This window comes from Agrobacterium rubi TR3 = NBRC 13261, assembly GCF_000739935.1.
In the GTDB taxonomy this organism is placed as follows: Bacteria; Pseudomonadota; Alphaproteobacteria; order Rhizobiales; family Rhizobiaceae; genus Agrobacterium; species Agrobacterium rubi.
In genome coordinates, this window is the sequence record NZ_BBJU01000028.1 from 127,716 (window position 1) to 140,623 (window position 12,908).

Annotated in this window: 10 protein-coding genes and 1 pseudogene; 8 read left to right on the forward strand and 3 right to left on the reverse strand. The window is 57.1% G+C overall.

The annotated features are described in order from the left end of the window. The first annotated feature begins 236 nt into the window (after positions 1–236). Positions 237–650 (forward strand): hypothetical protein, encoded by a 414-nt coding sequence (locus tag RRU01S_RS26555; protein WP_234901987.1) that lies wholly within the window; start codon positions 237–239, stop codon positions 648–650. Positions 651–1,032: 382 nt separating this feature from the next. After that, positions 1,033–2,562, forward strand: coding sequence for a DUF1963 domain-containing protein (locus RRU01S_RS21670; protein WP_045232293.1), 1,530 nt, complete (start codon positions 1,033–1,035; stop codon positions 2,560–2,562). Positions 2,563–2,621: 59 nt separating this feature from the next. Here the strand turns inward: RRU01S_RS21670 and RRU01S_RS21675 are convergent. Next, positions 2,622–3,128: pseudogene (locus RRU01S_RS21675) on the reverse strand (DUF6910 family protein); the annotation flags it as partial. 439 nt (positions 3,129–3,567) lie between these two features. On the opposite strand from RRU01S_RS21675, the gene RRU01S_RS21680 reads away from it, so the two are divergent. The 6 genes from RRU01S_RS21680 (at position 3,568) to RRU01S_RS21705 (ending at position 11,101) form a co-directional block, all read left to right on the forward strand. After that, complete coding sequence (locus tag RRU01S_RS21680) at positions 3,568–4,437, forward strand: MurR/RpiR family transcriptional regulator (RefSeq protein ID WP_081880159.1); 870 nt, start codon at positions 3,568–3,570, stop codon at positions 4,435–4,437. Positions 4,438–4,506: 69 nt separating this feature from the next. Next, positions 4,507–5,619 (forward strand): ABC transporter substrate-binding protein, encoded by a 1,113-nt coding sequence (locus RRU01S_RS21685; protein WP_045232294.1) that lies wholly within the window; start codon positions 4,507–4,509, stop codon positions 5,617–5,619. Between the two features lie 51 nt (positions 5,620–5,670). Next, positions 5,671–7,404, forward strand: a complete 1,734-nt coding sequence (locus RRU01S_RS21690; protein WP_045232295.1) for an ABC transporter permease — start codon at positions 5,671–5,673, stop codon at positions 7,402–7,404. A 10-nt stretch (positions 7,405–7,414) separates the two neighbouring features. Further along, positions 7,415–8,455, forward strand: coding sequence for an ABC transporter ATP-binding protein (locus RRU01S_RS21695; RefSeq protein WP_045232296.1), 1,041 nt, complete (start codon positions 7,415–7,417; stop codon positions 8,453–8,455). Continuing rightward, positions 8,452–9,051 (forward strand): histidine phosphatase family protein, encoded by a 600-nt coding sequence (locus RRU01S_RS21700; protein WP_045232297.1) that lies wholly within the window; start codon positions 8,452–8,454, stop codon positions 9,049–9,051. Before RRU01S_RS21695 ends, RRU01S_RS21700 begins: the two co-directional genes overlap by 4 nt. A 154-nt stretch (positions 9,052–9,205) precedes the next feature. Next, positions 9,206–11,101, forward strand: a complete 1,896-nt coding sequence (locus RRU01S_RS21705; protein WP_045232298.1) for a DNA/RNA non-specific endonuclease — start codon at positions 9,206–9,208, stop codon at positions 11,099–11,101. A gap of 232 nt (positions 11,102–11,333) precedes the next feature. Here RRU01S_RS21705 and RRU01S_RS21710 read toward each other — a convergent pair whose 3' ends face one another. Together RRU01S_RS21710 and RRU01S_RS21715 are read right to left on the reverse strand one after the other, a co-directional pair. Then, complete coding sequence (locus RRU01S_RS21710) at positions 11,334–11,576, reverse strand: hypothetical protein (RefSeq protein WP_045232325.1); 243 nt, start codon at positions 11,574–11,576, stop codon at positions 11,334–11,336. 84 nt (positions 11,577–11,660) lie between these two features. Continuing rightward, entirely contained in the window at positions 11,661–12,812 is a 1,152-nt protein-coding gene (locus tag RRU01S_RS21715) for a glycosyltransferase (RefSeq protein ID WP_045232326.1), read from the reverse strand. Between the last annotated feature and the right edge of the window lie 96 nt (positions 12,813–12,908).

A 12,908-nucleotide genomic window follows, 5' to 3' on the forward strand; every position in this document is an offset into this window, starting at 1 on the left:
AAGTGGATGTCTCGAGTATGCCCGGGATAGGCGTTCACATCCATGCTGATTGCCGGAATCATTGTATCGTCCTATAGAAACCTGGTCGGGCAGTCGCCGCGGCACGGCCAGTGCGGGTTGAAAAGCCCGCGACGGTCGCACAATTTGGAGTGAGGATGTCACAACAGCCGCCCCATAACTCGGTTCCAAAAATCTGGCGGTCTGCTGACGAGTCCGCTTTTCGGAAAAGCTTCTCCTTGGAACTCGATGACCATCTCGACATCCTGCACAGGTCCCGTCAGTTGCTGCCCACTGGCGTGACGGTCGCGTCGGCCGGCCTGGCAGGCCTGTTCGTCTCGTTGATCACCAATTGCGACAAATGGCAGAGCGGCCAATTCGCCATGTTCGCCATCTATGTCGGAGCCACAGTCATCGTCTGTGTCGGGCTCAGCTATCTGCTGCTCTCGCCAGGCAGGACCCTGCTCAGATCCATGTATCGCCGACGGCTGGCGAAAGCCGGCCTTATCGGAAAGCCGGTCGACTCCACCGTGGACGCAGCGGGCATCAGCTACACAGTCTTGGGTCAGACCGTTACGTGTACGTGGGATTCGCTCTACGCCATCGAGGAAGATGCCGGAACTTTTTATTTCTGGATGTCAAAAACCGTTTAGCACCCATGGCCTTCACGGGTGTTTGGCTCGGAAGAGGAGCGTCAGGATTTTCGAGTCAAAGTCTTGAGTTGGTCGGGACAGGCCTTTTCGGAGCCGGTCCTGGCTAGGATGGGAGCGGCAGATAGAGCTAACCTGCCGGAAAAAGTCAGATGACAGAGTAAGACAATGGATCCTACTCGTCATCGCCACCTCAGCCCCGGGTTTCGATAATGCCTGCGGATGACATACCATCCGCAGTGCGTCCCAGTCTTTGCTCAATCGGAACTGGCGACCGAGGGCGGTCTGATATCCTTGGCTGAGCGATCAGCGCTGCTGCTATTATTGAATTCTTGCGAGGCCTGCTGATTGGCCTCGATTATCTCGAGTTCGACCGAACAGATGGATGACGCGCGACTTCGTTTTCACAGCACCTGTCGAATTTCCGGGCGTCGTTGCATGTGAACTCGAGCGCTTCAATCTGCACCCTTACCCGAGCGGGTGGGAGCGACCGCTGCTCTTCGTGTTCGCACGAGATGCTGACAGGCCATGGGAAGCCGAAGCGATGTTCGCGGAGGTTGCAGCGGATCTGATCGGGCCGAACGGTCCAGACGAATGGTCTCTAGCCCCCGTTCAAGTGCTTGGACGCGAAGGACGCTACGGCACGGGGACCGGGCCGTCCGTGACGGCAGGTGTGACCATCGTTCGGGGTCGGGACGATCGCCTGTGGGCATTCGGCTGGCGCGCGGCAGCGAGCGAAAGAGACGCTGTCGAGACGGGTTTCATTGCGCTTATGCAAGGTCTGCAAGCGCGCAGTGATCGCATCGGCGAAAAAACGCTGCGGTCGCAGTTTCACAGCCAAGAAAAGATCCGCCAACTGACCATACGGGCCATCGATGCAGGACAAGGAGCCAAAACTATCGATCCCGATGCTGCGGATATCGTCTGGGACGAACGCTTCGCTGCAGCCCTTGGAGAAAGCGACACGGCGACGGTGTCGCAGCTCTGGACGGACGCGGTTGCGCTGGTGGAAGAGCCTTTCGGCGAAGAGGCGCCCTCGGCTGCCAGCCGTATCGGCGGAGGGCCTGACCTGCCGGCGGGCGTGTGGCCGAGCAATGAGCGCGGAATGCGTCATCCGTTTCTGATGCAGATCAACCTCGCCGAGATCAAGGCGGCGTGCGGACCGATGCAGCCTCTGCCGGACGAGGGTCTTTTATCCTTTTTCGTGCACGACGATGCCCTGCTTCTCGATGTCGTCTACACGCCGCCCGGCGCGTCTCTTGTGCGTAATCCAATGACGGAAGCCACCATCGAGGCCTCTGCCGCCGCAGTCGCGATTGCCGCGGATTTCGACCCCGATACACATACGGGCACCTTGCCGCATACTGAAGGAGACCTGGTGACGGCTGAATTGATGGGCGACGGAACGCTCAGCTTTGCGCATACACCTGATCCTGTCTGGGCAGTGGGCGCGCCAGGGACCAAATTCGACGCACTGTCGGACGAGCGATGGGCAACGACGGCGTACGCACGCCTAAGACCCCGGCGAACCCGATCCTTCGATGTTGCGGCTGCCGAAACGAAGATCGAGGAAATGAAGGCTGGTTCGCTCGATGACCTGACGGATACGCATGAGGCATTCGAGCGTGCGTCGACCGGCCCGCTTGCAGGCTCGGGAACGCCTCAAATCCATCAGATGCTCGGTCACGCAACGATCCGCGGAGGTATCGACTGCCGAGACGAGGCGGTAACTGACGATGTCTCCATGGACTTGCCTGAACTCAGCGACCCGTCCCAATGGATTGTTCTTGTCCGGCTCCGCGCAGGATCGGCGACCGGCCGCGTTTTCGGGGATGCCGACGACCTTGTCGTCATGGCTCCCGCCCCTGACGTTGCGGCCAGACGGTTCGATCGCTGTGTTCTTCTCTCGGGCTAATTGGTCGCCTCTTTATTGAAGAAGACGTATTCGACTTCGCCTTGCTGCCTTTTCCTACGCTACGTCAAGTCGTTTGCACTGGGCGGGACACCCTCGATCGTACCGAGATCCACTCTCGTACTGGCGGATGGCGCGATGGCGGTACCGGGACCTCGCACAGCCTCGAGAACCGGCAGCAGCGGATAATGGATAATCGCGTTTTCGATGTGTTTCTTATTGCCCCGCTGAAGAAGCAGGAGTTCCTCGCCAACCACGGTTGCTCCTTCTATGTTGAGTTCGGCGAAAGCTTGATGAAGCGGGACAAGCATCGGGGTCATATCGACTAGCTCGGGAGAACCGCTGAGCGCACCTTGCGGATCAAGGGCAAGGAGAACACCGCGGCCGCGGTTTGGCCTCGATGCCGACCCCACAGCCAACAGAGCCCCATATGGAAAGTCTTCGAAAGCTGGCATGAACACGATCGCCTCCAGGTCCGGCTTTTGGCGCTTTCGATCAGCTTTGATGATGGGCAAGTCACCTGCGAACAGGCCGATCAGATGGCCCGGCTCATTGTCCCTCGGGGAAAATACTCCTAGGTAAGATCGTCATCAGCAACAACATAGATGTGCGAGCCGACGCGGACCAGACTGCTTGCCGCGCTCATATAGGACGGCTGCGATTCAGATCGCACTGGAGAGACGTCGAGTTCTCGACGTTCGGTCGTAACAATCATCAATCATAACTATCACCATGAACGCCTGGCTCTACGGCTGAGACTCTAAATGTGGAGGCCTTGACTGAAATCGGATTGCGGACGCAGATTTCAAGTCTTGATGAGCATTGGACCGACGACCGAGCATTTTCCAGGTCGGCCGCCCTGAAAGATACCGATCCAAAGCTGGCTACGCCAAGCAGCTAGCCTCACACGTTCCAACGTCATGCGATGAGGAGGTATAAACAATATTGCATTTCCGACCTTGAGAGTTTAGCCCCAACGAAAGCTTCATCTCCGGAATGAGAATTGCGATGTCAAAAACAAAGGCTCCACTGGCTCTAATTGACCGCGTTCAAGCGATTGCTGGCAATCTCACAACCACCGAGCAAAAACTGATCTCAGAGTTGTTGAAGGCACCGCGAAACGTGGCACTCGGCACGTCCAGCGAATTTGCTGCAAGGCTTGGCGTCCACGAAGCGACGACGTCTCGGCTGGCGCGAAAACTCGGCTTTTCCTCATACGCGGAATTTCGCGACGAGTTGCGCCGTGAGTTTCTGAAAGTCGCCGATCCGGCGGAACGGATTTCCGCGACGCTGAGCGATGCGAAGACGCAAGGGTTCCTGCCGCTTCTCGTCGCAAGCGAGTTGGCGGCGTTGACCGCGATGACCGATCACGTCACCGATGCGCGTATTCTGGAAGCCGCCGAAAAACTCGACCGCAGTCGCGTCTTCATCTATGGCCACGGCAATGCGGAAGCGCTTGCCGTACTGATGGAACGGCGTCTGCGGCGACTGGGTATCGATAGCCAACCGCTTGCAGGCAGCCCACGCGATCTAGCTGAAAAGATACTGACGCTGTCGGACAAAGATGCCCTTTTGTTGTTCGCATTCCGCAGGCAGCCACCTGACTATGCACGTTTGATGGAAATCGCGACCCAAGTTAGAGCTTCGACCGTGGTGATCTCCGGCACCATCGGCCCCTCGCTGACGCCTCGGCCGGATGTTCTTCTCTCGGCACCGAGGGCAGGCATGCCAGACAGTTTTCAGACCTTGACTGTGCCGATGGCGATCTGCAACGCCATCAATCTTGCCTTGGCAGCACGACGTGGTGGGGATGCTCTTTCGAAGCTCGACCGATTGGGCGCACTCATTGCAAAGTTCGAGACGGGTACTGCAAGATAACTTGCATGTCATAAATTTGTAGCAAGAATACTCTACATCGGCTATCATACTCACCAAGAGGAGAAGCCCATGTTCAGAATTCTCGCACCGCTATGCGCGCTTGCGCTGGCGACATCAGCCCATGCCCAAAACCTTGATGCCCAGACACCGGCGGACCTGCTGCCGCAGGCAAAGCAGGAAGGCAAAGTCACCGTTTACGCCTTCACCAGCCGCATAGCGCGGGTCGAAAAAGCCTTCGAAGCGGCCTATCCCGGCATAGACATGGTGACCTTCGACATGTCTTCCACGGAACAGATCGCTCGTATCAAAAGCGAGGCTCAGGCCAACCTTCCAGGCGCTGATGTCATCTACATCTCCGACGCGCCGGTCGTGCTGACGGAGCTTGTCGCCAGCAATCTCATCTCGCCCTATGTTCCGCCACGCGTGGCCGGTGTGGTTGCCGAGCAGTTCAAGTCTCCGCTCCTTGCCCAGCGGCTTTCCACGAAAGTGCTGATGTATAATGAGGAGGCTCACCCGGAAGGATCGCCGGTCAAGAACCTGTGGGATCTGACCAAACCGGACTGGAAGGGCCGCGTGATCATCGTCGATCCGTTGCAGCGCGGCGATTATCTCGATCTGATGACGGAAATCGTGCTGAAATCCGATGAGATGGCTGCGGCCTACCAGACGGCTTTCGGCAAGCCGATCACGCTTGGCAGCGGCAGCGAGAATGCTGGCCAGCAGTTCATCGCCGATCTTTTTGCCAACGACCTAGTGCTGGTTGGCTCCACCGATGACGTCAACAAGGCTGTGGGCGCAAAAGGTCAGGCAAAACCGCCAATCGGCTTTACGAGCTATTCCGACCGCCGCGATAATGAGGATGAAGGCTGGGCGTTGCAGGTTGCAAATGACGTTACGCCATCGAACGGCATCGTCTTCCCGGCATTTCTGGCGCTCAATCCTAAGCCTGCAAACCCGGCAGCGGCGCGCCTCGCCATCGATTTCATGATGGGCGATGACAGCGAAACCGGCGGTGACGGGTTCAAGCCCTTCTACGTGGCAGGCGACTGGCCGACGCGCTCCGATATCACACCGCACAAGGATGCCATCGCACTGGCAGACTTCAACGGATGGCAGATCGCACCCGCTGAGACTGCAAAAATTCGTGCCGAAGTCGCTGATTTCATTCTCGCTCTGCAATAATAGCCATAACAGGAGACGGGTGGCGTTCCGCCCGTCTCCTTGGAGCTTCGCATGCCCCTTACTCTGCGCCGATACGCCCTGAGCCTCAGCCGCCATGGCCTGACCGTTGCCATGGCCCTTATTCTCGTCGTTCTGGTTGTTGCGCCCCTGCTTACGATCCTGATCGAAACCCTGCAACCACGCTCTGGTGTGAATGCCTGGACGGACGTGCTCGCAAGCCGCCTATCGCAGAACCTTTTCTGGCGTCCGGCAATGAATACCATGATCATCGGCCTCAGTGTCGCCGCGGGCTGTGTACTGCTTGGCGGATTTCTGGCCTGGCTGGTGGTGATGACGGATGTCCCGGGCCGGTCTGCAATCGCCTTTCTGGCGACATTGCCGTTCATGATCCCGAGTTTCGCGACAGCCCTTGCGTGGGGAAGCGTGTTTCGCAACGGCCGGGTAGGCGGCGGTGGTGGCCTGTTGGAAGGCTGGGGCTTCAGCATACCGGACTGGTTATCATGGGGAATGACGCCCACAATCATCGTCTTGATCGCACATTATTATGCACTGGCGTTCACGGTGATTGCCGCGGCCCTTGCCACCGTCAATGGAGACCTCGTGGAGGCCGCTCAGATGACCGGGGCTTCGCGTAAACGCATCCTTTTCGGCATCGTCCTGCCGGTGGTTACACCCGCCATCATCGCCGGCGGATCATTGGCGTTTGCCGGTGCGGTATCCAACTTCGCTGCCCCTGCTTTGTTGGGTCTTCCCGTGCGCATGCAGACGCTTTCGACCCGCCTGTTCGGCATGATTGAGATCGGTCCGGCGGATCGAGGCTATGTGCTGGCAATTTTGCTCATCGGCCTTTCGGCTATCTTTCTGGGTCTCGGAAACCGCCTCCTCTCCGGCCGCCGCAGTTTTGCGACGATCAGCGGCAAGGGTGCGCGGGCACGCCGTTTTGCGCTGGGCAGCGCCAGACTAGCACTGGCGGCAATCGCATGGCTCATCTGCATCATCACGACAATGCTGCCGGTCCTGCTGCTTGCCGCAGCCAGTCTGGCACCTTCGTCCCTGTCGCTTTTTTCCGACTGGACGCTGCATTACTGGATTGGCGAGGCCAACCCGGCTTTTGCGCGTGGCCAGCCGGGCATCTTTCACAATCCGCAACTCATTTCGGCGCTGACCACCACGCTCATGCTTGGCACCTCTGTCGCGCTTGCCGCCAACATCATCGGCATTCTGATCGCCGTGGCATTGACGCGAGAGCGGACCCCGATTCTGAGCAGCGTCGTTTCACAACTGAGCTTCCTGCCCATGCTTTTGCCGGGCATCGCTTTTGCTGCTGCCTATATCGCGCTTTATGGCGCCCCGATTGGTCCCTTCCCGGCGCTCTATGGCACGAAATTGCTGCTGGGGCTCGCGCTGACGGCTGCCATGCTACCATTCGCGGTACAGACCGGCAGAGCAACGGTGGCGCAGATTTCCGGCGATATCGATGAGGCTGCACGTATGACTGGCGCAGGCTTCTTCCGCAGGCTTGGTGCCATTACCGTGCCGCTGGCCGCGCGCGGGCTTGTAGCCGGGCTCTTGATTTCCTTTGTCAACGTCATCGGCGATCTTGCCATCACGATCCTTCTTTACACGCCGACATCGCCGCTTCTGGCCGTTCTCTCTTACAGCTACGCATCGGATGGATTTCATCAGTTCGCCAATGCGGTCACCCTCGTCATTCTCATCATTTCCATGCTGGCCACCGGCACCGCAACGCTCTTGCGCGGCCGCCGACGTCAGACATTCGCGTGAGGCCAGAACTTTGATTTCGCTCAACCACGTAACCAAATCATTTCACGGTCACGATGCTGTCCGCGACGTCAGCTTCTCGGTTCCGGAGGGTTCCTTTCTCGTGCTTCTTGGACCGTCCGGCTGCGGAAAGAGCACCATGCTGCGCATGCTGGCCGGACTGGATCAACCCACATATGGCCAGATCAGGTATGGCGAAACGCTCGTCGCCGATGGGCAAGCCAGCTTTTCCCTGCCACCCGCAAACCGCGATGCGGGGCTCGTTTTCCAATCCTACGCGCTCTGGCCACGCATGACGGTGACCGGCAACATAGACTGGCCATTGAAAGTCGCCGGTCTGTCTGCCCAAGAACGCCGGGAAAGGATTGCCGATGCCATGCAGATGCTGGGTATTTCCCAGCTTGCAGAACGCTATCCGGGCGAGATTTCAGGCGGCCAGCAGCAACGCGTTGCGCTTGCCCGCATGATCGCGCCGCGTCCGAAGGTCATGCTGTTCGATGAACCGCTCTCCAACCTCGATGCCACCTTGCGCGTCGAAATGCGTTTCGAACTGCTGAAGCTGCACGCTGCGACCGGAGCGACCGCTGTTTACGTCACCCATGACCAGGTCGAGGCGATGACCATGGCGACGCATGTGGCGGTGATGAACAACGGCCGCGTGGAACAGTTTGGTCCGCCGGAAACATTGTTGGATGAACCTACCTCGGCATTTGTCGCAGGTTTCGTCGGCACACCGGCTGCCAACCTCATACCCGTCAACGACGGTCAATGGCTGGGAAAGCTACCGGATCCCCACCTACGTGGACTGACAGGCTCCGCTATGGTTCGCGCCGAACAGATTGCGATCGCAGACGAGATTGGGCCTGATACGATCGATGTCACCCTTGCCGAAGTCGTGCCGATGGCTGGACGCTATCTCGTCACTGGCATCATTGACGGCATCCGCATTACCGCAATCTCCAACCGTCGCGTTCGCCCCTCAGAAACGCTTCGCTTTAGGCTGCCCAGCATCCCCACCACAATTTTCGATAGCCAAGGAAACCGCATCTCATGAAACGTATTCTTCTCGTGCGCCACGGAGAGAGCGAATGGAACGCCATTCGTCGCTTGCAGGGACAGGCCGACATTAACCTGTCACAGCGAGGCGAAGGCCAGGCGCGAGCGCTGCGTCCGATGATCGCCACCTACAAGCCTGATCTGGTTCTCACCTCCGACCTCATGCGGGCAAGCCACACGGCAAGCCTTTTAGGTTATCCGGATGCGACACGGGAGACGCGGCTGCGGGAGCACAATGTTGGTGACTGGACAGGAGCGGAAATCGCCCAACTCATGGAAGAACAACCCGAGGCCTACGCCAACTGGCGAGCGGGGACATTCGCGCCTGACAATGGCGAACTTTGGGAAGATTTCAGATCCCGCGTGGCATCCGTCATCGATATGGCCCGGTCTTCCCAGGCCGAGACAATCCTCATGGTCTGCCACGGTGGCGTTATCCGCGCGGCACTCCACGCAACGCTTCAGCTCCCCCCTGCCCGCATCATTCCAGTCGGCCCCGCCAGCCTGACGATCCTCGCCTTCCCAAAGGAAGAACCTCGCCTCGAAGTCTTCAACGCGACGATCTTCGCACCTGTGCTCGATGCACCGGACTGATCCTCCTGCCAATGACGCCTCCGTCGAACGCACACCATATTTTCAGGGTGTCATCGGTTTGAAATACGTGACTCCTAACATGACTTGATCTCTACGACGATATCATGGGAGCTTCGTCCTCCCTCAAGGGGAATGCTTATTTTGGGAGGATGACATGGTCCGCAAGACAACCGGTCGCGCAAGAGCCTCTGCCACCGTGACTGAAGACGATCTGCGTAGACATATTCGCGCCAAGGCTTCTGACTATCTAAAAGACCCAAACATCACTTCTGTCGGCATAGGGCTGAAGAACGGCGACGGGGCAGTCTGCCTGCAATTTACAGTCGGTCGGAAAGGGGAATCGGCTCTCGAGTCTCTCCCCACGACCCGCATTCCCGAGATGATCGATGTCGACGGTACCCCCGTGCCGACGGATGTCATTGAAAGATCGTATGGTCCCTCCTACAAGCTTGTCACCCCTGAGCAACTGGATTTGCGCAAGCAACGCGTTGATCCGATACGACCGGGCGTCAGCGTTGCTCATATTGCCGAAAGCGCCGGCACCATCGGTCTCATCGTTTTTGATCGTTCGACAGGATCACCTTGCATCTTGTCCAACTGGCACGTGCTCAATGGGAATGGCGCCCGTATCGGAGATGAGATTGTCCAACCCGGCCCTTACGATGACAATAATACAGCGCTCAATGGCACTGGTGACCTAATGCGCAGTCATCTCGGTGCAGCGGGGGACTGCGCGCTTGCAAGGATTAGACACCGGGATTTTGATCGTTCGGTTTATGGACTTGATGTCATTCCCAAGCGCATGGCCCGGGTGTCAATCGGTGATAAGGTCATCAAGTCGGGGCGCACTACGGCAGTCACACGCGGTATTGTTCGTCGTGTCGATGTCATGGCCAAGATCAACTACGGTCTGCCGGCCGGAGAGCAGGCGATCGGCGGTTTCGAAATAGGCCCGGACGATGATGCAGTGCCGGCGGATGGAGAGATCAGCAAAGGAGGTGACTCCGGCTCCGCATGGCTAATCTTTGATGATGGCAAGGCCACAGATATTTTTGCGGGTCTGCATTTTGCTGGCGAGACTGATGGTGTTTCCGACGAACATGCGCTTGCCTGTTATCCCGCATCGATCCAGAAAAAACTGGATTTTGTTCTCGAGTCGGATATCGATTTCGGAACTGCCCACGAAGGAATGGTGACCGTCGTACCGCGGACAGGATACGATGCCGAATTCCTGGGGTTTTCCGTTCCTCAACCTGGATTATCCACATCGTTGAAACGCGATGCGGTCAACTTTGGACGTGCCCAGACACTGCCCTATACCCATTTTTCGGTTTGCCTGAGCACAAAGCGGCGCATGGCGCGCTACGTGGCCTGGAATATTGACGGGACCCGCATGGTGGTCTTACCGAGGCGCGGCTTTGCCCTTGATCCGCGTATCGATGCAAAATACCAGCTTGGAGACGATTTCTACGTCGATAACCGAATTGATCGCGGGCATATCGCACGACGTGCCGATCTTTGCTGGGGACCTGTCCCCGAGGCTGAACAGGCCAACCGCGACTCCTTTTATTTCACAAATATCGCACCTCAACACGAGCGCTACAACCAGTCATCACGGAAAGGCCTGTGGGGTGGACTGGAGAACCTTGTCTTTGAGCAGGCCGACCTTAAGGAAATCAAATTGTCGGTACAAGGCGGCCCTGTTTTTGCAAGTGACGATATTGCCTACCGAGGTGCCCTCATTCCCCGCGCCTACTGGAAGATGATTGCTTACGTCGGAACTGACGAGAGATTGCGTTGTGCAGCTTTTATACTTTCGCAAGACAATCTGCTAAACGACCTTGAGACACTGGATCTAGACCCGTTTCGAATTTATCAGGTATCGCTTACTGAGTTGGCGACGAAAACGGAGCTAGATTTTGCTTCTCTTGACGCCGCGGATCTGATCAACCATCCAGAACTGGTATCGGGCGCTGCGCAGCGCGAATCTCTTATTCAATCCGCTACAGCAATAAAAGAAATCCGAAGAGCGGATGACGTGGTGCTTTGAACCTAGATAAGTGCGATAAAAATCGGTGATGCGCCACAGCTTCGAACTTTTCTTCAAGTTTCAGAGGTGGTCAGCAGGTTTTGACTGGGTTTGACGGCCATCAGTTTCCTCTCCATGAACCGAGTGCCCCGTCCAGCTCCATGACCAGATCACACTCCCGAAACGGTAAGGTTACACCTCTGATTCGTAGAACTCTTAATCCCAATGCTGAACGCCGCTTCTTGGCACGCAGTCAATCCTCGCTGGCGTCTCGGGTCTGCATTGCGATGTCATGAAGCGCCTGAGTATCAGCGGGATCAACCTCGGCTGACAAAATGACAGTCAGAAATGCGGCGCGGGCTATTTCCTTTTTGGATGCCATAGGATGTCTGGTTCGTACAGCCTCGATAAGGACTTTTGGCTTCATGCCAGGTGTCGCTATCTCCCTGATCGTAGCAGCAATAGTTTCTATCTCGATGAGCTTTTTCTCACGCATTTGACCCTCCATAGTCGGTTTAGCCTCGTCGTACCATCCGCTCGTCGGTCTTTTGTGACAGCCGACCCCTCAGTTCGACAAGTTTCACAGAAACTCTGGATCACCCAGCGTGCTCCGTTTGGTTTTTATAGCCATAACGTTTCCACGCCAGGATACCGAATGTCCTACCCAGCCCCTGCACCAGATCGCAGGCAACAGCAGATCGCGAACAAAGAGCGCTGGCAGAGTGTAAACAGAAACATGCCATCCCTTTCGCAGCGCAAGTACCATCTCCGGCACATACATCGCAGCGCCGATTACGAGGATGATGACTGCAGAGCCGGTAAAACCAAAGCCACCAAGACCCAGAGACGCAACGGCAAAGCAGACGGGAGGTAATGCGCCAGCCAGGATCTCCGGCGCAAAGAAAACGGGAAACGTAGCACGTCGAAGGCAAGCCCAACGGGCCTGCCTTGAGCAAACCTCCATCATCGTTCGCCGTCCAAGTGGCTGTTCAAATGGCCCGGAAACCAGATGAACCGAGCGACCGGCGGCACGAACAAGTTTTGTGGCAGCAGCGTCTTCTGCAATTTCTGCACCCAGCGATGCGATGCCTCCTATCGAATCAAGAAAGGGCTTGTGCCAAAGCATTGATTTACCTTGAGCAAAACCAATTCCGATGGCCTCTGCCGCATATTGGTACCGTGCCTGAAATGTATTCAGGAACGCGCATTCCACTTCGGCCCAGAAACCAACGGGATTTGATCCAAGCGGTGGCGAACACACAAGTCCGGTGTCGTCACGCCACGCAGCCATCATCGCCGTGATATAGCTGGAGCGCATCAGCACATTCGAGTCGGCAATCACAACCCAATCGTGTTGAGCTGCACGCCAGCCCTTGACGCAGTTGTTCAGTTTTGGGTTGGGGCTTAGATTGTCGTCACCGACAAGAAGAACGGCGCTGACATGGGGATTTTGATGAATAAACTCCTTAGCGACCGGAACCACCGGATCATTGCTGTCGGCCACACAGAACAGAATCTCGTAGTCTGGCCATTTGATTTGAAAGGCGCGAGCGAGCGTCAGTGAGGTGAAAGCCTCAATGCCTCGCAATGGTATCACCAAGGAAACCGGCGGCTTTTTGTGTGAAAAGGAGTTGGGCGTGTCTTGTCGGGAAAGACGCCGTCCCGCAATGACGATACTGAGAATATGAAGGGCGATGAGCCCTGAGGCGACTACAGCAAACGTGATGAGCATCCAGGCGTCAAACTCCCCGGGGCCGTCGGCCATTGATCGTACGAGTAGCTATAACTTCATCACAGATTTATATCAAAGCCATGACAACGTCATGTC

Bases quoted from the DNA above. Each gene is read 5' to 3' on its own strand.
- RRU01S_RS21710 (WP_045232325.1), bottom strand. From the start codon at position 11,576: ATGCGTGAGAAAAAGCTCATCGAGATAGAAACTATTGCTGCTACGATC.
- RRU01S_RS21670 (WP_045232293.1), top strand. From the start codon at position 1,033: ATGACGCGCGACTTCGTTTTCACAGCACCTGTCGAATTTCCGGGCGTC.
- RRU01S_RS21705 (WP_045232298.1), top strand. From the start codon at position 9,206: ATGGTCCGCAAGACAACCGGTCGCGCAAGAGCCTCTGCCACCGTGACT.
- RRU01S_RS21715 (WP_045232326.1), bottom strand. From the start codon at position 12,812: ATGCTCATCACGTTTGCTGTAGTCGCCTCAGGGCTCATCGCCCTTCAT.
- RRU01S_RS21690 (WP_045232295.1), top strand. From the start codon at position 5,671: ATGCCCCTTACTCTGCGCCGATACGCCCTGAGCCTCAGCCGCCATGGC.
- RRU01S_RS21685 (WP_045232294.1), top strand. From the start codon at position 4,507: ATGTTCAGAATTCTCGCACCGCTATGCGCGCTTGCGCTGGCGACATCA.
- RRU01S_RS21700 (WP_045232297.1), top strand. From the start codon at position 8,452: ATGAAACGTATTCTTCTCGTGCGCCACGGAGAGAGCGAATGGAACGCC.
- RRU01S_RS21680 (WP_081880159.1), top strand. From the start codon at position 3,568: ATGTCAAAAACAAAGGCTCCACTGGCTCTAATTGACCGCGTTCAAGCG.